Below are 19,688 nucleotides of genomic sequence, written 5' to 3'. Positions count from 1 at the left end.
CAATGACGGTCTTTCATCGCAACGAAACCCGTGATCCGCTTCCCGAGCGCCTGCGCGGCGGCGTGATCGCGATCGGCAATTTCGACGGCGTCCATCGCGGCCATCAATCGGTGCTGAACCGCGCGCTCGACGAAGCAAAGAGCCGGAGCGTTCCGGCCCTCGTGCTGACATTCGAACCGCATCCACGCACCGTCTTCCGGCCCGACCGGCCCGTGTTCCGCCTGACCCCGGCGCCGCTGAAAGCGCGCATCCTCGAAGGAATGGGTTTCGGCGCGGTGATCGAATATCCCTTCGACCGGACCTTCTCCGAGCTTTCGGCCTCCGATTTCATCCATCGCATCCTGCGGGAATGGCTGCACGCATCGCACGTCGTCACCGGCTTCGATTTCCATTTCGGCAAAGGACGGGAGGGCGGTCCGGCCTTCCTGATGGCGGCGGGTGCTCAGGAGGGTTTCGGCGTGACGCTGGTGGACGCCTTCCGCGACGAGAACGCCTCGGTGATCTCCTCGAGTTTCATCCGCTCCCTGCTGGCCGAAGGCGATGTCTCGCATGCGGCCGGCCTGCTTGGCTATCGCTACACGGTGGAAGCGGAGGTGATCGGCGGCAAGAAGCTCGGGCGTGAGCTCGGCTATCCGACCGCGAACATGCGCCTGCCGCAGGAAGCCGAACTCAGGAACGGCATCTATGCGGTGCGGTTCCGCCGGGCGGACGGTTCTCTTTATGACGGTGTCGCAAGCTTCGGCCGCCGCCCGACCGTCGACAGCGATGGCGAGGCGCTGCTGGAAACTTTCGTCTTCGACTTTTCCGGCGACCTCTATGGCGAAGTCTGCGCCGTCTCCTTCTTCGGTCATCTTCGCGACGAGCAGAAGTTCGACGGGCTCGAGCCGTTGATGGTGCAGATGAGGGAGGACGAGAAGGAGGCGCGTGCGCTTCTTTCAGGTGTCCAGCCCTTGAGCGACATCGACCGCAGGATCAATTTCGCCTGAAGGCAAGCGGTGGACCTTTTCAAAAGGCCGAAAACGCCTTAAACAACCGGCCACTATGATCCGGCATCGTCGATTGACCATCGATCAGCGAATTATTGGCCCGGCTTTCCGCACGCGCTAGGGCGCGCCGGAAGGTCCGGGATTTCGGCGTTTCACGCCCTTCCAGTCATCTTCGAGACACCGAACCCTTCCGCCTGCCTGATAATTCGCGGCGGAAAAGACGAATGCAAAAGACCATGACAGAGACCGCTGAAAAGATCGACTATTCCTCGACGCTCTACCTGCCGCAGACGGAGTTTCCGATGCGCGCGGGCCTGCCGCAGAAGGAGCCGGAATTCGTCGCCCGCTGGCAGAAGATGGAGCTCTACAAGAAGCTTCGCGCTTCCGCTGCCGGCCGCGACAAGTTCGTGCTGCACGACGGCCCGCCCTATGCGAACGGCAACATCCATATCGGCCATGCGCTGAACAAGATCCTCAAGGATGTCATCAACCGCTCGTTCCAGATGCGCGGCTTCGATGCCAACTATGTCCCGGGCTGGGACTGCCACGGCCTGCCGATCGAATGGAAGATCGAGGAGAAATACCGAGAGAAGGGCAGGAACAAGGACGACGTTCCGGTCAACGAGTTCCGCAAGGAGTGCCGCGATTTCGCCGCCGGCTGGATCGAGGTGCAGACCGAAGAATTCAAGCGCCTTGGCATCGAAGGCGATTTCGAGCGGCCCTACACGACGATGAACTTCCATGCGGAGGCGCGCATCGCCGGCGAATTGATGAAGATCGCCAGGGCCGGCCAGCTCTATCGCGGCTCGAAACCGGTGATGTGGTCGGTCGTCGAGCGAACCGCGCTCGCCGAAGCCGAAGTCGAATATGCCGATGTCGAAAGCGACATGATCTGGGTGAAGTTCCCGGTCACCGAAGGACCGGATGCACTTGCCGGCGCCTTCGTCGTCATCTGGACCACGACGCCCTGGACGATCCCCGGCAACCGGGCGATCGCCTATTCGTCGCGCTACGCCTATGGTCTCTACGAGGTCGCCACCGCCGAGAACGATTATGGCCCGCAGCCGGGCGAAAAGCTGATCTTCGCCAAGCGTCTTGCCGAAGAGTCCGCAGCCAAGGCAAAGGTGACGTTCAATTTCGTCCGCGATGTCGAAGCGGGCGAGCTCGCGGCGATCACTTGCGCTCATCCGCTGCACGGTCTCGGCGGCGGCTATGCCTTCCATGTGCCGTTGCTCGATGGCGACCACGTGACGGACGATGCCGGTACCGGCTTTGTCCACACGGCTCCGGGCCACGGCCGCGAGGACTTTGACGCCTGGATGGATAGCGCGCGGGCACTCGAAGCACGCGGCATCTCCTCTGCCATCCCCTTCACCGTCGACGATGCCGGTTACTTCACGGCCGAGGCGCACGGCTTCGGACCCGATGCCGAAGGCGGCGCCGGACGCGTCATCGACGACAAGGGCAAGAAGGGCGACGCCAACGATCGCGTCATCAAGGCGCTGATCGCCCGCCATGCGCTCTTTGCCCGCGGCCGGTTGAAGCATTCCTATCCGCATTCCTGGCGCTCGAAGAAGCCGGTCATCTTCCGCAACACGCCGCAATGGTTCGTCTACATGGACAAGGACTTCGGCGACGGCACGACGCTGCGCTCGCGGGCGCTCAATGCAATCGACGAAACCCGTTTCGTGCCCGGCGCCGGGCAGAACCGCCTGCGCGCCATGATCGAGCAGCGCCCGGACTGGGTGCTGTCGCGCCAGCGCGCATGGGGCGTGCCGATCGCGATCTTCGCCGACGACCAGGGCGAAATCCTCTTGGACGAAGCGGTCAACGCCCGCATTCTCGAAGCCTTCGAGAAGGAAGGGGCCGACGCCTGGTTTGCCCAGGGTGCCAAGGAGCGCTTCCTTGGAAACGACCACGACCATGGCCGCTGGCACCAGGTCATGGACATCCTCGATGTGTGGTTCGATTCCGGCTCGACCCACACCTTCACGCTCGAGGACCGTCCTGACCTGAAATGGCCGGCGGACGTCTATCTCGAAGGCTCCGACCAGCACCGCGGCTGGTTCCACTCCTCGCTCTTGGAAAGCTGCGCGACCCGCGGCCGTGCGCCCTACAATGCCGTTGTCACCCATGGCTTCACCATGGATGAGAAGGGCGAGAAGATGTCGAAGTCGAAAGGCAACACCGTCACGCCGCAGGAGGTGATGAAGGATGCCGGCGCCGACATCCTGCGCCTCTGGGTGATGACGACCGACTATTGGGAAGACCAGCGGCTCGGCAAGACGATCATCCAGACCAACATCGATGCCTACCGCAAGCTCAGGAACACCATCCGCTGGATGCTCGGAACGCTCGCCCACGACGAGGGCGAGGTGGTCGCGACCAGCGACATGCCGGAACTCGAGCAGCTGATGCTGCATCGTCTCGCCGAGCTCGACCGGCTGGTGCGCGAAGGCTACGACGCCTTCGACTTCAAGAGGATCGCCCGCGCGCTGATCGATTTCTCGAATGTCGAACTTTCGGCCTTCTATTTCGACATCCGCAAGGACGCGCTCTACTGCGATGCGCCTTCGTCGCTCCGCCGCCGCGCCGCGCTGCACGTCATCCGCACGCTGTTCGATTGCCTGGTGACCTGGCTGGCGCCGATGCTGCCCTTCACCGCCGAGGAAGCCTGGCTTTCCCGCAATCCGCAAGCGGTCTCCGTGCATCTCGAGCAATTCCCCGACGTGCCGGCGGAGTGGCGAAACGATGCGCTGGCCGAGAAGTGGCGGAAGATCCGTGAAGTGCGCAAGGTCGTCACCGGGGCTCTCGAGATTGAGCGCAAAGACAAGCGCATCGGCTCCTCGCTCGAGGCCGCGCCGACCGTCCACGTCGCCGATCCGGATCTGAGAGTAGCGCTCGACGGTCAGGACTTCGCCGAAATCTGCATCACCTCGGCGATCGAGATCGACGACGCCGAGGGGCCGGGCGCCGCCTTCACCCTGCCTGAAGTGGCAAAGGTCAGCGTCGTGCCGAAGCTTGCCGAAGGCCGCAAATGCGCACGCTCCTGGCGGATCACCACGGATGTCGGATCCGATCCGCTCTATCCGGACGTGTCGGCGCGCGACGCAGCCGCATTGCGGGAGCTCGGCTTCAAACCTTGATCGACGTTTTACCGGGTGAATTGCGCTTGCCGCATTCATCCGGTACAACCTGCCCGAAATTTGGCGGATTTTTCCGCCATGGGGGCGCGTGAATGGCCGCGGCGGGCGCGGCGCGGCGGGGGCTTAGGGGGCTTAAAGGAAGTTCATGGAAATGACGCGAGCGTTGCGGGTGTTTGCGGGCATCGCTGCTGTCGTGGCAGGGAGCCTGGTGCTTTCCGGCTGCATCGGCGGCCCGACCTATGGAACCGACAAGACGGCAGGCGAACAGCTGGTCGACGACCTCGGCAGCGCCATCAGCCTGGCTCCGCCGAAGAAAGACCCGGTCAAGTACCAGCCGCGCGCGGGCCTGGTGTTGCCGCCTAAAGGCGAGCAGGCCGCGCTGATCCAGCCGCAGCAGTCGCTCGCAAGTCGCGAGGCCAATCCCGCCTGGGTCGAGTCGCCCGAGGAGGTGCGCGACCGGTTGCGCGAAGAGGCCGACGCCAACAAGAACAATCCCAACTACGTCTCGCCGCTTGCAAAGGCGAGCGCCAATGGTCGTCGCCTTTCCGCCAAGGAACAGCAGGCGGCCTATCGCGAAGCCCGCAAGATCGAAATGGGCGCCTATTCGGACAAGCGACGCTTCCTGAGCGACCCGCCGCTCGAATACCGCCGCCTGCCCGAGGGTGCCGAAATGGATCTCGGCGAGGCAGAAAAGGACAAGGAACGCCGGCGCAAGAAGGCGGCCCAGATCGCCAACAGCGGCAGCAAGTGGTACTGGCCGTTCTAAGCCATGGCAATCGGCATTCGCGACGCGGTTCCGGAAGATGCGGCGACGATCCTGCGCTTCATCACCGAACTCGCCATTTATGAGAAGGCCGAGCACGAGGTCGAGGCGACCGTCGAACTCCTGACTGCGTCGCTGTTCGGGCCGGGCTCGATCAGCCGTGCGGTGATCTGCGAGGTCGATGGCGCGCCGGCCGGCTTTGCCATCTGGTTCTACAATTATTCGACCTGGCAGGCGCGCAAGGGCCTCTATCTCGAGGATCTGTACGTGACGCCGGAGCACCGCGGTTCCGGGGCGGGCAAGATGCTGCTCAAGCACCTGGCGCGGATTGCAATTGCCGAGGGTTGCGGCCGCTTCGAGTGGAGCGTTCTCGATTGGAACGAGCCTGCCATCCGTGTCTACGAGGCGATTGGGGCGGAACCGCTCTCGGAATGGACACGCTATCGGCTGGTGGGCAAGGAACTCGAAGCGCTCGCCGCCAGCTGACGACTCCCTGTCAGCGTCGGGCGGCGAAAAAATCTCGAAGAATATCGCCGGCCTCTCGCTCGGCGAGGCCGGAATAGACATCCGGAACATGGTGGCACGTCGGCGAGCCATAGAACCTGACGCCGTTCTCGACGGCGCCGCCTTTCGGATCCTCGGCGCCATAGTAAAGGCGGCGTATGCGCGCAAAGGAGATCGCCGCCGCGCACATGGTGCAGGGTTCGAGCGTCACATAGAGGTCGGCACCCGATAGCCGCTCGTCGCCGACGGCCGCGGCCGCCTGCCGGATCGCCTCGATCTCGGCATGGGCGGTAATGTCCCGCAATTCGCGCGTGCGGTTCCCGGCCGCGGCAACCACCTCGCCGTCGAGCACCACGACGGCGCCGATCGGCACCTCGCCGCGCGCCGCCGCTCTCCGCGCCTCCTCGAGCGCCGCATCCATGTAGCGCTTCGTTTCCGCCATCACTTGCTCATAATTTCTCTTAACCCAGGGCCTTCGACCTGATAGGACAGCCGCAAAAGGCAGGCAACAGAAATGACATTCAAAGACAAGTCCACCGGGCCCGGCAAGGGTAAAGGTCGGAAGGGCAATTTTCCTTCCGGCGAGAAGAGGGCCAACGCGGCACGACCCGGCAAGGGCGCGGCGCCGAAGCCCGACGTCGGCATCGACGAGCCGCAGCGCATTTCCAAGATCCTGTCGCGCGCCGGCGTTGCCTCGCGACGCGACGTCGAGCGCATGATCGTGGAAGGGCGAGTCAAGCTCAACGGCGTCGTGCTCGAGACGCCGGTCGTCAATGCGACGCTCGCCGACAGAATCGAGGTCGACGGCCATCCGATCCGCGGCATCGAGCGGACGCGCCTTTGGCTCTATCACAAGCCGGCCGGTCTGGTGACAACCAATGCCGACCCTGAAGGCCGCCCCACGGTGTTCGACAACCTGCCGGATGAGCTGCCGCGCGTGCTGTCGATCGGCCGCCTCGACATCAATACCGAGGGCCTGCTGCTCCTGACGAACGACGGGGGACTTGCCCGCGCCCTTGAATTGCCGGCGACCGGCTGGTTGCGGCGTTATCGCGTCCGCGCGCATGGCGAGATCGACCAGGAAGCGCTTGACCGGTTGAAGGAGGGGATCGCCGTCGATGGCGTCCTCTACGGGGCGATCGAGGCGACGCTCGACCGGGTTCAGGGATCGAATGTCTGGATCACCATGGGCTTGCGCGAAGGCAAGAACCGCGAGATCAAGAACGTGCTCGGAGCCCTCGGCCTCGATGTGAACCGCCTGATCCGCATCTCCTATGGTCCGTTCCAGCTGGGTGACCTGCCGGAGGGCCATGTCCAGGAAATCCGCGGCCGTACGCTGAGGGAACAGCTTGGCCCGCGCCTGATCGCAGAGGCGAAGGCGAATTTCGACGCGCCGCTCTACAACGACCAGCCGGCCGCGGCGGAAAGGGAGGTCCACGGCGAGGACGTTCCTGACAAGGGCAGGCCGGAACGCGGCACTTGGCGCGAAAAGCCCGAGGACAAGCGTGAACGTGCGCTTGCTCGCCTTGATACGCAGCGAGATGACAGCCGCTCCCGCGATCGCAGGGAACGCCCCCGCGAGAAGTTCGAGGATCGCCCCGCCCGGGCGCCGGCAAAGCGCAGCCGCACGGCGAATGTCTGGATGGCGCCTGGCGCGCGGCCGGTCGCTGAGAAGAAACCGAAAACGCCCGAGGAAGAGGCTTCACCGAAGCCAGCGCGTCGCGAGCGTCCGGAAGGCGCGCCGAAGGCAAAGCGCTACGGCCGCACGAAGGACGGCTCGGCCACGAGAACATCGGCAAAGTTCGATCCCGACCGCAAGGCAAGTGCGAAAGGCTCTGTCCGGCCGGACCGTGCCCCGCGGCCGCCGGTCAAACGCGCCGACGAGGATGGCGACTGGATCAGCGCCAGTGAGCCGGTCCGCCGCAAGGATGATGCTCGCGATGGCGGATTTGAACGGCGCCGGCCTTTCGATCCCAGCGAACGGAAATCACGCGACCACGGCGATCGCCCGCCGCGTCGCGAAGGCAGCGAGCGCCCTCGTGGCGAGCGTCCGGCGCGGGCCGGAGGCGACAATCGCGCATTTTCGGAAAAGCCGCGGACAAGCCGCGGCAAGGACGACGCCCGCGAGAGCCGCGAAGGTGGAGATCGTCCCTTCGGCGATAAGCATCGTGGAAAGCCGGGCGGCGGCAAGCCAGCGGGGGGGAAGTCCTTCGGCCAGCGTTCCGGTGGTCCGCGTGGCGGCAAGCTTGGGGGCGGCAAGCCCGGCGGTGGCAGGCCGGGCGGCGGCAAGCCTGCCGGTAGCAAGCCCGGCGGTCGCACGGGCGGCGGCAAGCCGCGCGGCAAGGGGAAGTAATCGGTCGTGCGCATCGTCGGCGGAGAGTTTCGGGGACGCACACTCGTCACGCCCAAATCCAACGATATCCGGCCGACCACCGACCGGACGCGCGAGAGCCTGTTCAACATCCTGAGCCACAGCTACCCCGAAGCGCTCGACGGCGCCCGTGTACTCGACCTCTTCGCCGGTACGGGTGCGGTTGGACTCGAGGCCCTGTCGCGAGGCTGCCGGCAGGCGCTTTTCGTCGAACAGGGCGTCGAGGGCCGCGGGCTCATCCGCGTCAATATCGAAGCGCTCGGCCTGCAGGGCCGCGCCAAGATCTTTCGCCGCGATGCGGTGGATCTCGGCTCGCTGGGTACGATGGACCCGTTTCACCTGGTTTTCGCCGATCCTCCCTATGGCAAGGGTCTCGGAGAGCGCGCGCTCGAGTCTGCGGCGGCCGGCGGCTGGCTTGTTCCGGGCGCCCTGGTGGTGCTCGAAGAGCGGGCCGATGTGCGTCCGCAATTGCCCGCAGCCTTTGAGCCGCTCGACGACCGCGCTTTTGGCGACACGCGAATGCATTTCTACCGATTTCTTGGCGCCTGATCTAAGTTGGGCCGCTTGAGACTTCCAGGTCCGGCCCCTGACTGAGGTGCTGGCTGTAGGAGAATATCGATGGAGCAGCACCTTTCCATACGACAGGATCGGCCGGCCACGAAGGGTGAGCCGACGATCGCAATCGCGCTTGGCGGTGGCGGCGCGCGCGGCCTTGCCCATATCCATGTCATCGAGGCACTCGACGAAATGGGCATTCGGCCTTCGGCGATTGCCGGCTCGTCGATCGGCGCGATCATGGGCGCTGGCATGGCCGCCGGCATGACCGGCCGGGAGATCCGGGACTACACGCTGTCGACCGTCGGTAATCGCAGCGAAGTGCTCAACCGCCTGTGGCGGCTGCGTCCGAGTAGCTTATCCGAGGCCGTATCGAGCGGCTTCCGCTTCGGACAGTTCAACATCGAGCGGGTGCTGAAGGCCTTTCTGCCGGAGGCTATCCCGCTGTGCTTTTCCGACCTGCTGATACCGTTGAAAGTCACGGCGACGGATTATTACGGGCAAACCGAGCACGTCTGCGAAAACGGCGATCTGCACAAGGCGATCGCCGCGTCCTGCGCCCTGCCGGCGATTTTCATACCCGTGAAGATCGAGGGCCGCGTGATGATCGATGGCGGCATGTACAATCCGGTTCCCTTCGACCACCTGCGCGAACTCGCCGACGTCGTTGTCGCCGTCGACGTCGTCGGCGGCCCCGATGGCGACGGCAGGACGATACCGAGCCGCATCGACAGCCTGTTCGGCGCGAGCCAGTTGATGATGCAGTCGATCATCGCCATGAAGATGAAGGCCGGCGCTCCGGATATTCTGCTCCGCCCGGACGTTGGTCGCTTCCGCGCGCTGGATTTCCTGCATGCCCGGGAGGTGCTGGCCGCCACGGCTGCGACGAAGGAGCAGCTGAAACGGGCGCTCTCCGAGCGGATCGATCACTGGCAGGCGGGACGCTGATTTCTGCCCGCGCCGCACGGCAATCCTCTTCAGTCGGCCCCGGCCAGCCTCTCGCCGGCTTTCTCATCGTCGCCAGCCGGGAGTTGGGGCAGCAGTCGCTCTTCGGTCTCCGCCGTGTGGTTGACGTCCCGTTTCGGCTTGACCAGCGGTTCCGGCCGCACGGGCTGTGAATGCAGCATGTGGCGGCCGGCCGTGATGCCCTCGGCCTCCTGCAGCACCAGCCGCGCCTCGTCGCGGCGGCGGATGTCGTCCATGATGGCGATTGCCTCCTCGCCGCCGACGCCGAGCGCTTCGATCGTCTTGCGGCCGAACAGCAGGCCGGATTCGAACGTCTCGCGCAACTCGTACTCGACACCCTTGGCGCGCAACTCCAACGTATGCAGGCGATCGTAGGAACGGGCGAAGATGCGGGCATTCGGGTATTCCGCCTGGACGAGGCTGATGATCTTGTCGGTGATCTCCTTCTTCTGGGTGCAGACCGCGACGATTTTCGCCTTCTCGATGCCGGCCGCCCGCAACACGTCGAGCCGCGTGCCGTCGCCGAAATAGATGCGGAATCCGAAGGTCGCAGCCTGGCGGACGCGCGCGGCGGAATGGTCGATGATCGTAACGTCGCGGCCGCCGGCCAACAGGATCTGCGCGGCGATCTGGGCGAAGCGCGAAAAGCCGATCATCAGCACGTCGGCGCCGGCGCCTTCGAAATCCTCCTCGATCTCGTCTTCCATGTCATCCTGCTCGCGCAGCAGCCGCCTCGACAAGACCGCCGCAACGGGCGTCAATGCCATGGAAAGCGTGACGACCGCGACAAGCAGGGAGGCGACGCCTTGCGAGAAGACGCCCGCGACAGCGGCGGCCGTGAAGAGCACGAAGCCGAATTCGCCGCCCTGCGGCAGAAGCAGGCTGATGCGCACCGCGTCATTGTGGTGAGAACCCGTCGCGCGGCAAAGGCCGTAGAGGACCAGGCTTTTCACCGCCATGAGCAGCGGCACGGCAAAAAGGATCAGCAGATAGTTCTCGGCGACGACCCCGAGTTGCAGGGACAGCCCGACCGCCATGAAGAACAGCGCCTGGAGGATACCGCGAAACGGCTCGATGTCGGCTTCAAGCTCGTGGCGGTAGGACGATTCCGCGAGCAGCACGCCCGCGAGGAAGGCGCCCATCGCCATTGAAAGGCCTGCCAATTGCATCATCGTCGCCGCTCCCATGACGACGAGCAGCGCCGCGGCGATCATCACGTCACGGGCCCCGGTGCGGGCGATGACCTGAAACAGCGGATTGAGAAGATAACGGCCCGCCGCATAAAGCGCAGCGATTGCGGCGATCGCAATGGCGAAGTCCTCGAAGGGCGTTGTCGTGGCCTCCGGCGCGCGCGTCGCCATCAACGGGATCAAAGCGAGCAGGGGGACGATCGCCAGATCCTGGAGCAGGAGGATGGAAAAGGCCCGCTGACCGTAGCGCGTGTTGGTATCGTTGTTTTCGTCGAGGATCTGCATGGCGAAAGCCGTCGACGAAAGCGCCAGGCCAAAGCCGGCAATCACACTGCCCCTCCATTCGAGCAGGCTGAAGAACTCGATGAGGAAGGAGAGAACGAGGCCTGTCACCACCACCTGCGCCGTGCCCAGGCCAAAAATGTCGCGGCGCATCTGCCACAGTCGCGATGGCTTCAGCTCGAGGCCGATGATGAACAGCAGGAAGACGACGCCGAGCTCCGAGACGTGAAGGATCTCTTCGCCCTCGGTAATCGACTGGGCAACCGGACCGATCACGATGCCGGCGGCGAGATAGCCGAGAATCGTACCGAGCCCGAGGCGCTTGAACAGCGGCGCTGCAACGACGGCGCCGCCGAGCAGCATCAGCGCCTGGGTGTAGAGGATCGGTGTCGTTTGCATTGCTCGCGGCTTTCATCATGGAGGCTCTCGACTTCCCCTTGGTGAGGGGAGGCGAGACGGAATGTCATACTATGCGGAGAGGGGAATCATCGCGATGCCCTTGATGCATGCTCCAGTGCACAATAAATGGGGCAGGAATGAAAGGTCTAGTCATGTCCGAGACGATCGATTCCGCCATCCTCGAAAAACGCGCCGCCGAACTGGTGGATCGAGCGCGACAGGCCGGTGCGGAGGCCGCCGACGCCGTCGTCGTGCGCGGTCGCTCCCGCTCGGTTTCGGTGCGGCTGGGTAAGGTCGAGGCGACCGAGGCCTCCGAAAGCGACGATTTCTCGCTTCGGGTCTTCGTGGGCCGGCGCGTCGCCAGCGTCTCGGCCAACCCTGGCTTCGACCTGAAGCTCCTGGCGGAGCGTGCCGTCGCTATGGCCAAGGCTTCGCCGGAGGACCCCTATGCCTCGCTCGCCGATCCCGATCAGTTGGCGAGATCCTATCCGGATCTCGATCTCTTCGACAGTCGCGAGGTTTCGAGCGAGGCGCTGACCGAAGCGGCGCTCGCGGCCGAGGCGGCGGCGCTTTCGGTCGCTGGCGTCACCAATTCGAGCGGCGCCGGCGCCTCTGCCGGCATGGGCGGGCTCGTGCTGGTGACGTCGCACGGGTTCTCGGGCTCCTACATGGCGACCCGGTTTGGCCGTTCCGTCAGCGCGATCGCCGGCGAAGGCACCAAGATGGAGCGCGACTACGATTATGACAGCCGGCTCTATTTCGACGAGCTCCGCAGCGCCGACGATATCGGACGCGTAGCCGGCGAACGGGCGGTGGCGCGCCTCAATCCGCGCCAGGTCGCAACCGCCAGGAACGTCACCGTCGTTTTCGATCCGCGCATGGCGCGCGGCTTCGTCGGTCATCTGGCGGGTGCCATCAACGGTGCGTCGGTCGCGCGCAAGACGAGCTTCCTGCGCGACATGATGGGCAAGCAGATCATGAAACCGGGCATCGCCGTCACGGACGATCCGCTGATCGTGCGCGGTCCCTCGTCACGCCCCTTCGATGGCGAGGGAGTCAGCGGCTCGAAGCTGTCGATGGTCGAGGATGGCGTGCTCAAGCACTGGTTCCTCTCGACGTCCGCAGCGCGCGAACTGGGGCTCGAGACCAACGGACGGGGCGTGCGCGGCGGCCCGACGGTCAATCCAGCCTCGACCAATCTTGCCCTCGAACCGGGGACGATTTCGCGCGACGATCTGATCCGCGGCGTCGGCACCGGATTCTACGTGACCGAGCTCATCGGCCAGGGGGTCAACATGGTGACGGGCGAATATAGCCGCGGCGCCTCCGGCTTCTGGATCGAGAACGGCGAGATCACCTTCCCCGTGTCGGAGGTGACGATCGCTTCCAATCTCAAGCATATGTTCATGGCCTTGACGCCTGCCGACGACATAGACCGGAAGTTCGGCATCGCCGCGCCGACCTTTGCCATCGAAGGCATGACGCTTGCCGGAACTTGAGCGCGGGGCCGTACGTTCCGCCAGATCGAAGCGCGTGGGCTCGCCCCGCGCCTGAGGAGTCGAATGTCAGAAGCAGTCCTTCAGACCGCGCCCAACTGGGACGAGGATCTCAAGCTCATCCTCGCCGCAGCGGTGGCGGCAGGCGATACGGCGCTCGGATATTTCCGAAAGACCGTCGACGTTCGCTGGAAGAATGAAGGCCGCTCACCCGTGAGCGAGGCCGATCTCGCCGCAAACGACATCCTGAAGACGAGACTGCTTGCCGCGCGGCCCAATTACGGCTGGCTCTCCGAGGAGACCGACGACGATGCGACGCGCCTTTCCCGCGACACCGTCTTCGTCGTCGATCCGATCGACGGCACGCGCGCCTTCATCTCCGGCAAGGACCTCTGGTGCGTCAGCGTTGCCGTTGTTCACCACGGCCAGCCGACGGCGGGCGTGCTCTATGCGCCGGCGCTCGGAGAAATCTTCCAGGCAACCCGTGACGGAGAGGCGCGAAAGAACGGCGGGGCGATTGCGGTGCGTGACCCCGTGCCAGACGAGAGGTTGCAGGTGGCGATGGCCGAGGACATTGCCGGCAAGCTTGCCGCCCCCTATCGCCAGAGAATGGCGCGCGTGCCGCATGTGCCGTCGCTCGCCTATCGCCTGGCGATGATCGCCGACGGCCGCATCGACGGTACGATCGTCAGGAAGAACGCGCATGATTGGGACCTGGCCGCGGCCGACCTTATCCTGGCGCGGGCAGGCGGAGCACTCCGCGGGCTTGACGGGCTGCCTCTGTCCTACAATCGCCCGATTGTCAGCCATGGAGTGCTGGGGGCCGGATCGGGGCTGGCACTGCCGGCCTTGCTGGCAGCCTCCAGGCCGTTCGACGCCCATTGACCTTTGGGTGCGAATGCCGCAAATCAACGCCGACGTTTCAAAGAACAATGGGAACACAATGGCTCAGAACTCCGAGAAGAAGCAGCTCCTGCACCTCGTCTTCGGCGGCGAGTTGACGACGCTTACCGACGTGCAATTCCGCGACCTCAACAATCTCGACATCGTCGGCATCTTCCCCGATTACGAGAGCGCCCATGTTGCCTGGAAAGCCAAGGCGCAGATGACCGTCGACAACGCTCATATGCGCTATTTCATTGTCCACATGCACCGGCTCCTCGATCCGGAAAATGATTGAAGTCTCGGTAGGCGCGGGTAAGGGCGAGCGTTCATGAGCAGCCTGCGCGCACGGCTTGCGCTTTCCACCTACCGCTGGCTCGGCACGGCGATCTACCCCTTTGTCGGATCCTACCTGGCCCTGCGGGCGGCGAAGGGCAAGGAGGATCCGGCGCGGCGCCGCGAGCGCTACGGCCATGCGAGCGTACCGCGCCCACCGGGGCCGCTCGTGTGGTTTCACGCCGCCAGCGTCGGCGAAACGGTAGCGGTGACCCCGCTGATCAAGGAAATCCGCCGCCGCGGCATCGCCGTGGTGCTGACGACCGGGACGACGACCTCGGCGCGGGTTGCCGCCGAACGTCTGGGCGAAGCCGTCATCCATCAATATGTGCCGCTCGATTTCAAGCCGGCTGTAAGCCGCTTCCTAGAATACTGGCAACCGGATCTGGCGATCATCGCGGAATCTGAAATCTGGCCGATGACGATCGTCGAACTGGGCCGGCGCCACATTCCGCAGGTTCTGGTCAACGGGCGCCTTTCGGACCGGACATTCGCCCGTTGGAAAAAGCGGCCGGCGCTCGCCGATGCCCTCTTCGAGAACCTCGCGCTCGTCATCGCTCAGTCCGATATTGATGCGGAACGTTTCCGCACGCTCGGCGCGCTGCCGGTGATGGTGTCCGGCAATCTGAAGGTCGATACCGACGCGCCGCCGCACGATCCGCAGGCACTGCGCGAATATTCTCAGCAGATCGGTTCGCGCAAGACCTGGGCCGCGATCTCCACCTTCGAGGGCGAGGAAGAGGCGGCGGGGGTGGTTCACCACGCCCTGAAGGGGCGCAACGGCCTCTTGACGATCGTCGTTCCGCGTCATCCCGAGCGCGGCGATGCCGTTGAAGCCGCATTGTCCGCCAAGGGGCTCAAGGTTGCGCGCCGGACGCGCGGCGATCGCTTGACGCCGGACGTCGATATTTTTCTCGGCGACACGATCGGCGAAATGGGCCTCTATCTGCGGCTGACCGAGGTCGCCTTCGTCGGCCGTTCGCTCTTCGCTGAAGGCGGACAGAACCCGCTGGAGCCGGCGATGCTCGGCTGCGCGGTGCTTTCGGGCGGCAACGTCCAGAACTTCCGCGAGACCTATCAGATGCTCGCCAAGAACGGCAGCGCCAAGATCGTCCGCGATGTCGAAATGCTGGCGAAGGGCGTCAACTACCTGCTCGGCAACGACGACATGCGCCGGTCGATGATCGACGCGGGGCTTGAAACCGTGCAACAGATGCGAGGCGCACTGACGGCGACGATGAAGGGGCTCGAACCCTATATCAATCCGCTGGTGGTGAAGGCGCGGCTGGAGCCGCGTGGAGAGAACTGACAACATTCGGATGGGACCATGGCTGCGGGCAACGGCATCGCCGGCATATTGTTCGACAAGGACGGGACGCTTCTCGACTACGTGAAGAGCTGGGTTCCGGTGAACTACGAACTGGCGCGCATCGCCGCCAAGGGCGACGAAACTCTCGCTAGAGTTCTGCTTCAGGCAGGCGGGATGGACCCGGATACGGGCTACGTCGCGCCGGACAGCCTGCTCGCCGCCGGCAATACCGTGGAGATTGCGACGGGCATGGTCAATGCCGGTGCGCCGTTCACGGTTAAGGAACTGACCACGCTGTTCGACGGCCTGTTCGCGCAGTCCGCCGACTATGCGGTGCCGGTGACCGATCTCGGCACGTTTTTCGCCGCGCTGCATGCGAAGGGCTATCGCCTTGGCGTCGCATCGAGCGACAACGAGCGCTCCATCCGGGAAACCGCAAAGCGCTTCGGCTTCGAGAACTATCTGCACTACGTCGCGGGCTACGACAGCGGCTACGGCGTCAAGCCGGAGCCGGGCATGGTACTCGGCTTCTGTACGGCGACGGGGCTTGCGCCTGAGCAGGTGGCGGTGGTCGGGGACAACAATCACGACATGCATATGGGCCGCGCCGCCGGTGTGGGCCTGACCGTCGCGGTGCTGACCGGCACCGGCTCGCGCCAGTCGCTGGCGGAGGCTTCCGATCATTGCCTCGCGGATATCACCGAACTCGAAGCAGTCCTCCGACTCCGTTGACCCGCTTGCCTTTTTTCGCATTCTGAAGTCTCTTGTGGCGTCGCCGGCCGGCGGCCGGCAAGAGCACGGTCAGGAGCGCCTCGCGGGCGCATGGAGCAGCAAGCCGCGGAGGCAGCACAGTCAAATGGTTTCCGAAGCGCCTCCGTTCTGGTGGACAAAAGCCGATTGGCGCGCCTATGCGCTGTGGCCCTTCTCCTGGGTCTACGGCCGCATCGCCGCAATCCGGATGGACCGGGCCCGCCGCGCGATGCCGCCCGTGCCGCTGATCTGCGTCGGCAACTTCACCGTCGGCGGGGCGGGCAAGACGCCGACCGCCATCGCGCTGGCGCAGGCCGCAAAGGCGCGGGGGCTGAAGCCAGGCTTCCTCAGCCGCGGCTATGGCGGCTCGCTGGACGTCACGACGATCGTCGATCCCGGCCATCACCGGGCCCGGGACGTCGGCGACGAGCCGCTGCTGCTGGCGCGCGAGGGCCTGACGGTCGTTTGCCGGCGTCGCGTCGACGGCGCCCGGCGGCTCGCGGCCGAAGGCGCCGACATCATCATCATGGACGATGGCTTCCAGAGCGCCCGCCTCACCTTCGATTTCGCGCTGCTGGTGATCGACTCCGTCCGCGGCGTCGGCAACGGTCACCTGGTGCCGTCCGGCCCGGTCCGGGCGCCAATCGCCGACCAGCTTCGGCACGCCACTGCACTTTTGAAGATAGGTCACGGGCCGGCTGCCGATCGCCTCATCCGGCGCGCCGCACGCGCCGGCAAGGCCGTCCACGTCGCGGATACGGTGCGGCTCGATGACGGATCGCTGTCCGGCGTCAAGGTTCTGGCCTGGGCCGGCATCGCCGATCCGGAGAAGTTCTATCGCACGGTCCGCGAGGCGGGGGCGATAGTCGAGGAGACGCGGAGCTTTCCGGATCATCACCATTTTTCAGAGGACGAGATTGCCGATCTCATCGATCGCGCCGCAAGCCAGGGCTATACCCTGGTAACCACGGCCAAGGACATGGTCCGCCTTGAGCCCGGCCATGGGCGGGCCGCGGAACTGGCCGCCAGGAGCAGGGTCATCGAGATCGAAGTGCGTTTCGATGATCCCCTGGCGCCCGCCAAGATCATCGAGGCGACGCTTGCCGCCGCGCGGGCGCGCAAATTGCGTGCGAGCGGGAAGGTGTGAAGTAGCCCGTCAGGGCTGCTGCATCGGCAGCGCCCCGGCCCGCCGTTCCGCTTCGAGCGAGGCGGCCGCGTCGATATAGGGCTCCTGCCGCACGACGCTCCAATAGCGAAGCTCATCCACCGGAATGGCCTTGCCGGTCATTGCGCAGACGACATGCGAGCCGGCCAGAACGATCTGAAAGTCCCCGTCGAGATAACGGACTTTCGCTTCGCGAGAGGAATTTCCGTCAAAACGGTTCATCATGTTGCGTGCTTGCCTTGTCACTGCTCGTTACCCGATCTATCCCGCCTGACGCGAAAAGACCAGTGGAATTCCAAATCCGGCGCCATCGTGGCCGCGACCCGCGAAGTCTCGGCTTCGCGTCCCGACGCGCCCGGTCTTCAACTCCGGCCAAAGAGCCTTTCGATATCGGCGAGCTTGAGCTCTATGTAGGTCGGTCGGCCGTGATTGCACTGCCCTGATCCGGGCGTCGCTTCCATCTGGCGGAGCAGCGCGTTCATCTCCTCCGGCCGCATCCGCCGACCGGAGCGGACGGAGCCGTGGCACGCCATCGTCGCGGCGAGATATTCGAGCCGCCCGGTAAGCCCGTTGGCCGTGTCCCATTCGGCAAGTTCGTCGGCGAGCTGCCGCACAAGCCCTGAAGCATCCATCTCGCCGAGCATCGCGGGCGTCTCGCGCACTGCGATCGCGCCCGGCCCGAAGCGCTCGATGGCAAGCCCGAGCCGCAGGAACTCCTCCGCATGAACCATCAGCCGGTCGCAGTCGTCCTCGGCAAGATCGACGATCTCCGGGATGAGCAGCGCCTGCGCCGGCACCGGCCGTGAATGCAACGCCGTCCGCATTGCTTCGAAGACCAGTCGTTCATGCGCGGCATGCTGGTCGACGATCACGAGGCCGTCGCCGGTCTGTGCGACGATATAGTTCTCGTGGAGCTGCGCGCGTGCCGCACCGAGCGGGAAGGTGGGCTCGCCCGTGCCGTCACGGGCCGTCGTCTCGGCGGCCGGTGCGGTGTCACGCGCCGATGGCTGTGCAAATTCCGCGAATGCCGCTTGCGGTGCCTCGGCAAAGCCGCGGGCGGGCTCGTCGAACCCCATCGGCCGGTAGGGCGAGGCGGCCGCCGTCCAGGGCGCCTGCGCCCTCGGCTGTTCTGCCCGGTACGCTTCCGTGCGGAAGGCGCGCATGATCCCCTGGGCGCCGGTCGTCGCCGCCCGGTCGCCGCCGCGCGTCAAAGCCTCGCGGATCGCGCCGATGATAAGCCCGCGGACCAATCCGGGATCGCGGAAGCGCACGTCCGATTTGGCCGGATGCACATTGACGTCGACGAGGGCAGGGTCGAGCGTGATCGAAAGCACGGCGACCGGATAACGCCCCTGCGGAATGGTTTCGGCATAGGCGGCCCGGATGGCGGAGAGGATGAGCTTGTCCTGCACCGGCCGGCCGTTGACGAAGGCATATTGCTGCAGCGAGTTGCCGCGGTTGAAGGTCGGCACGCCGGCAAATCCCGTCAGCCTCGCCTCTTCGCGCTCCGCATCTATCTCGATGGCATTGTCGCGGAAGTCCTTGCCGAGCACCTGCGCCATGCGCGCCAGCCGATCGTCGCCGGTCGCCGGAAAGTCGAGCGTCGAGCGATCCGAACCGGACAGCACGAAACGCACCTTCGGAAACGCGATCGCCATGCGGCGGACCACTTCGGAAATCGCCGCGGCTTCCGCTTTCTCCGACTTCATGAATTTGAGCCGCGCCGGCGTGGCGAAGAAAAGGTCGCGTACCTCGACGACGGTCCCGACATTGGCGGGCGAGGGACGGACCGGCTCGGTCCTGCCTCCCGTCACCGAAATCGCCGCCCCCTCGCCGGCGCCCGCGGTCCGGGTAGTGATCGACAGGCGCGCCACCGATCCGATCGAGGGCAAGGCCTCGCCGCGAAAGCCGAGCGTGCGGATGTCCGTGAGCGCGATGTCGATCTTGGACGTGCAATGCCGGCGGATCGCCAGTTCGAGATCGGCGGGCGACATCCCGCTGCCGTTGTCGGTCACCCTGAGCAGCGTCTTGCCGCCCCCGGCCGTGGCGACCTCGATCCTCGTCGCGCCCGCATCGAGCGCATTCTCGATCAGTTCCTTGGCGGCGCTGGCGGGCCGCTCGATGACTTCACCGGCGGCGATCTGGTTGATGAGCGTTTCCGAGAGTTGCTTGATGGCCATGGCCCATTTTCCAAGATTCGGCGAAGGAGGGAAAGGGGGCTCCGGCGAGCCTTCGGTCGCTGGGGCGTAAGCGCGCTGCCAAATGCGGATCGACGCCAGCTTGGTGAAGGCAAGGTAGTTTGCCGCGAGCTTGTCATAACGACTTGCATCGCGCAGTCCCGACCGCAACTTAATCCCGTTGCCGAATTGCGCGGCTCGGCTATTCTGATTCCAGAGATGACTGCATGAGAGCTGGAGCCTTGTCTCACAAAGAGGGTCTTCGCGGCAGTTCGTGTAGTGGCGGGGACCGGCTTTCCCGACAAAGTCAAAAAGAATCGAAATTGATTTTTCGATACCTGTCCATCGGGGAATGTCCGGTAATCGGCACTGGCGACCTTCTACTTGGCGGAGAACACGAATTACCCGCTC

The 19,688-nt window shown here is 65.0% G+C and carries 17 protein-coding genes; 13 read left to right on the top strand and 4 right to left on the bottom strand.

What is annotated here, in order from left to right:
- The first annotated feature begins 2 nt into the window (after positions 1 to 2).
- From AU381_RS08135 to AU381_RS08120, 4 genes are all read left to right on the top strand, one after another.
- Entirely contained in the window at positions 3 to 986 is a 984-nt protein-coding gene (locus AU381_RS08135) for a bifunctional riboflavin kinase/FAD synthetase (RefSeq protein WP_064241232.1), read from the top strand.
- 236 nt (positions 987 to 1,222) lie between these two features.
- On the top strand, positions 1,223 to 4,132 hold the full coding sequence (gene ileS / locus AU381_RS08130) for an isoleucine--tRNA ligase (RefSeq protein ID WP_064241863.1): 2,910 nt from the start codon (positions 1,223 to 1,225) through the stop codon (positions 4,130 to 4,132).
- A gap of 145 nt (positions 4,133 to 4,277) precedes the next feature.
- Entirely contained in the window at positions 4,278 to 4,898 is a 621-nt protein-coding gene (locus tag AU381_RS08125) for a hypothetical protein (protein ID WP_064241231.1), read from the top strand.
- A 3-nt stretch (positions 4,899 to 4,901) separates the two neighbouring features.
- Positions 4,902 to 5,381, top strand: a complete 480-nt coding sequence (locus AU381_RS08120; RefSeq protein ID WP_064241230.1) for a GNAT family N-acetyltransferase — start codon at positions 4,902 to 4,904, stop codon at positions 5,379 to 5,381.
- A 10-nt stretch (positions 5,382 to 5,391) separates the two neighbouring features.
- On the opposite strand, the gene AU381_RS08115 is transcribed toward AU381_RS08120, so the two are convergent.
- Complete coding sequence (locus AU381_RS08115; protein ID WP_064241229.1) at positions 5,392 to 5,841, bottom strand: nucleoside deaminase; 450 nt, start codon at positions 5,839 to 5,841, stop codon at positions 5,392 to 5,394.
- Positions 5,842 to 5,913: 72 nt separating this feature from the next.
- Between AU381_RS08115 and AU381_RS08110 the strand changes: the two genes are divergently transcribed.
- The 3 genes from AU381_RS08110 to AU381_RS08100 all read left to right on the top strand — a co-directional run bounded on the left by AU381_RS08110 (position 5,914) and on the right by AU381_RS08100 (position 9,273).
- A complete protein-coding gene (locus AU381_RS08110) occupies positions 5,914 to 7,752 on the top strand; it encodes a pseudouridine synthase (protein WP_064241228.1) in 1,839 nt (612 codons plus the stop codon).
- 6 nt (positions 7,753 to 7,758) lie between these two features.
- The gene (gene rsmD, locus AU381_RS08105; protein WP_064241227.1) at positions 7,759 to 8,319 is read left to right on the top strand and encodes a 16S rRNA (guanine(966)-N(2))-methyltransferase RsmD; all 561 of its coding nucleotides are present in this window, start codon (positions 7,759 to 7,761) and stop codon (positions 8,317 to 8,319) included.
- A 69-nt stretch (positions 8,320 to 8,388) separates the two neighbouring features.
- Entirely contained in the window at positions 8,389 to 9,273 is an 885-nt protein-coding gene (locus AU381_RS08100) for a patatin-like phospholipase family protein (protein WP_064241226.1), read from the top strand.
- Between the two features lie 29 nt (positions 9,274 to 9,302).
- Here AU381_RS08100 and AU381_RS08095 read toward each other — a convergent pair whose 3' ends face one another.
- Complete coding sequence (locus tag AU381_RS08095; RefSeq protein ID WP_064241225.1) at positions 9,303 to 11,162, bottom strand: monovalent cation:proton antiporter-2 (CPA2) family protein; 1,860 nt, start codon at positions 11,160 to 11,162, stop codon at positions 9,303 to 9,305.
- A 152-nt stretch (positions 11,163 to 11,314) separates the two neighbouring features.
- On the opposite strand from AU381_RS08095, the gene AU381_RS08090 reads away from it, so the two are divergent.
- The 6 genes from AU381_RS08090 to lpxK all read left to right on the top strand — a co-directional run bounded on the left by AU381_RS08090 (position 11,315) and on the right by lpxK (position 17,082).
- The gene (locus AU381_RS08090; protein WP_064241224.1) at positions 11,315 to 12,661 is read left to right on the top strand and encodes a TldD/PmbA family protein; all 1,347 of its coding nucleotides are present in this window, start codon (positions 11,315 to 11,317) and stop codon (positions 12,659 to 12,661) included.
- 63 nt (positions 12,662 to 12,724) lie between these two features.
- Complete coding sequence (locus tag AU381_RS08085) at positions 12,725 to 13,543, top strand: 3'(2'),5'-bisphosphate nucleotidase CysQ (protein WP_064241223.1); 819 nt, start codon at positions 12,725 to 12,727, stop codon at positions 13,541 to 13,543.
- Positions 13,544 to 13,601: 58 nt separating this feature from the next.
- Positions 13,602 to 13,838: a DUF4170 domain-containing protein gene (locus AU381_RS08080; RefSeq protein ID WP_064241222.1), complete on the top strand. Its 237-nt coding sequence runs from the start codon at positions 13,602 to 13,604 to the stop codon at positions 13,836 to 13,838.
- 33 nt (positions 13,839 to 13,871) lie between these two features.
- The gene (gene waaA / locus AU381_RS08075; RefSeq protein WP_064241221.1) at positions 13,872 to 15,185 is read left to right on the top strand and encodes a lipid IV(A) 3-deoxy-D-manno-octulosonic acid transferase; all 1,314 of its coding nucleotides are present in this window, start codon (positions 13,872 to 13,874) and stop codon (positions 15,183 to 15,185) included.
- 18 nt (positions 15,186 to 15,203) lie between these two features.
- On the top strand, positions 15,204 to 15,917 hold the full coding sequence (locus AU381_RS08070; protein WP_064241220.1) for an HAD family hydrolase: 714 nt from the start codon (positions 15,204 to 15,206) through the stop codon (positions 15,915 to 15,917).
- Between the two features lie 124 nt (positions 15,918 to 16,041).
- Positions 16,042 to 17,082: a tetraacyldisaccharide 4'-kinase gene (lpxK, locus tag AU381_RS08065; protein WP_064241219.1), complete on the top strand. Its 1,041-nt coding sequence runs from the start codon at positions 16,042 to 16,044 to the stop codon at positions 17,080 to 17,082.
- Between the two features lie 9 nt (positions 17,083 to 17,091).
- Here the strand turns inward: lpxK and AU381_RS08060 are convergent, their stop codons facing one another.
- Both AU381_RS08060 and mutL read right to left on the bottom strand, forming a co-directional pair.
- Positions 17,092 to 17,325, bottom strand: coding sequence for a DUF2093 domain-containing protein (locus AU381_RS08060; RefSeq protein ID WP_064241218.1), 234 nt, complete (start codon positions 17,323 to 17,325; stop codon positions 17,092 to 17,094).
- A gap of 137 nt (positions 17,326 to 17,462) precedes the next feature.
- Entirely contained in the window at positions 17,463 to 19,280 is a 1,818-nt protein-coding gene (mutL, locus tag AU381_RS08055) for a DNA mismatch repair endonuclease MutL (protein ID WP_064241217.1), read from the bottom strand.
- Positions 19,281 to 19,688: the final 408 nt, after the last annotated feature.

This window comes from Sinorhizobium glycinis (assembly GCF_001651865.1).
GTDB lineage: Bacteria > Pseudomonadota > Alphaproteobacteria > Rhizobiales > Rhizobiaceae > Sinorhizobium > Sinorhizobium glycinis.
The sequence above is the reverse complement of the archived record's forward strand: the minus strand, read 5'-3'. Positions and strand labels throughout refer to the sequence as shown.

Coding starts and splice junctions, on each gene's coding strand:
- AU381_RS08090 (WP_064241224.1), top strand. CDS start 11,315: ATGTCCGAGACGATCGATTCCGCCATCCTCGAAAAACGCGCCGCCGAA.
- AU381_RS08070 (WP_064241220.1), top strand. CDS start 15,204: ATGGCTGCGGGCAACGGCATCGCCGGCATATTGTTCGACAAGGACGGG.
- AU381_RS08125 (WP_064241231.1), top strand. CDS start 4,278: ATGGAAATGACGCGAGCGTTGCGGGTGTTTGCGGGCATCGCTGCTGTC.
- AU381_RS08115 (WP_064241229.1), bottom strand. CDS start 5,841: ATGGCGGAAACGAAGCGCTACATGGATGCGGCGCTCGAGGAGGCGCGG.
- ileS (WP_064241863.1), top strand. CDS start 1,223: ATGACAGAGACCGCTGAAAAGATCGACTATTCCTCGACGCTCTACCTG.
- waaA (WP_064241221.1), top strand. CDS start 13,872: ATGAGCAGCCTGCGCGCACGGCTTGCGCTTTCCACCTACCGCTGGCTC.
- lpxK (WP_064241219.1), top strand. CDS start 16,042: ATGGTTTCCGAAGCGCCTCCGTTCTGGTGGACAAAAGCCGATTGGCGC.
- AU381_RS08100 (WP_064241226.1), top strand. CDS start 8,389: ATGGAGCAGCACCTTTCCATACGACAGGATCGGCCGGCCACGAAGGGT.
- AU381_RS08085 (WP_064241223.1), top strand. CDS start 12,725: ATGTCAGAAGCAGTCCTTCAGACCGCGCCCAACTGGGACGAGGATCTC.
- AU381_RS08060 (WP_064241218.1), bottom strand. CDS start 17,325: ATGATGAACCGTTTTGACGGAAATTCCTCTCGCGAAGCGAAAGTCCGT.
- AU381_RS08120 (WP_064241230.1), top strand. CDS start 4,902: ATGGCAATCGGCATTCGCGACGCGGTTCCGGAAGATGCGGCGACGATC.
- AU381_RS08135 (WP_064241232.1), top strand. CDS start 3: ATGACGGTCTTTCATCGCAACGAAACCCGTGATCCGCTTCCCGAGCGC.
- AU381_RS08110 (WP_064241228.1), top strand. CDS start 5,914: ATGACATTCAAAGACAAGTCCACCGGGCCCGGCAAGGGTAAAGGTCGG.
- mutL (WP_064241217.1), bottom strand. CDS start 19,280: ATGGCCATCAAGCAACTCTCGGAAACGCTCATCAACCAGATCGCCGCC.
- AU381_RS08095 (WP_064241225.1), bottom strand. CDS start 11,162: ATGCAAACGACACCGATCCTCTACACCCAGGCGCTGATGCTGCTCGGC.
- AU381_RS08080 (WP_064241222.1), top strand. CDS start 13,602: ATGGCTCAGAACTCCGAGAAGAAGCAGCTCCTGCACCTCGTCTTCGGC.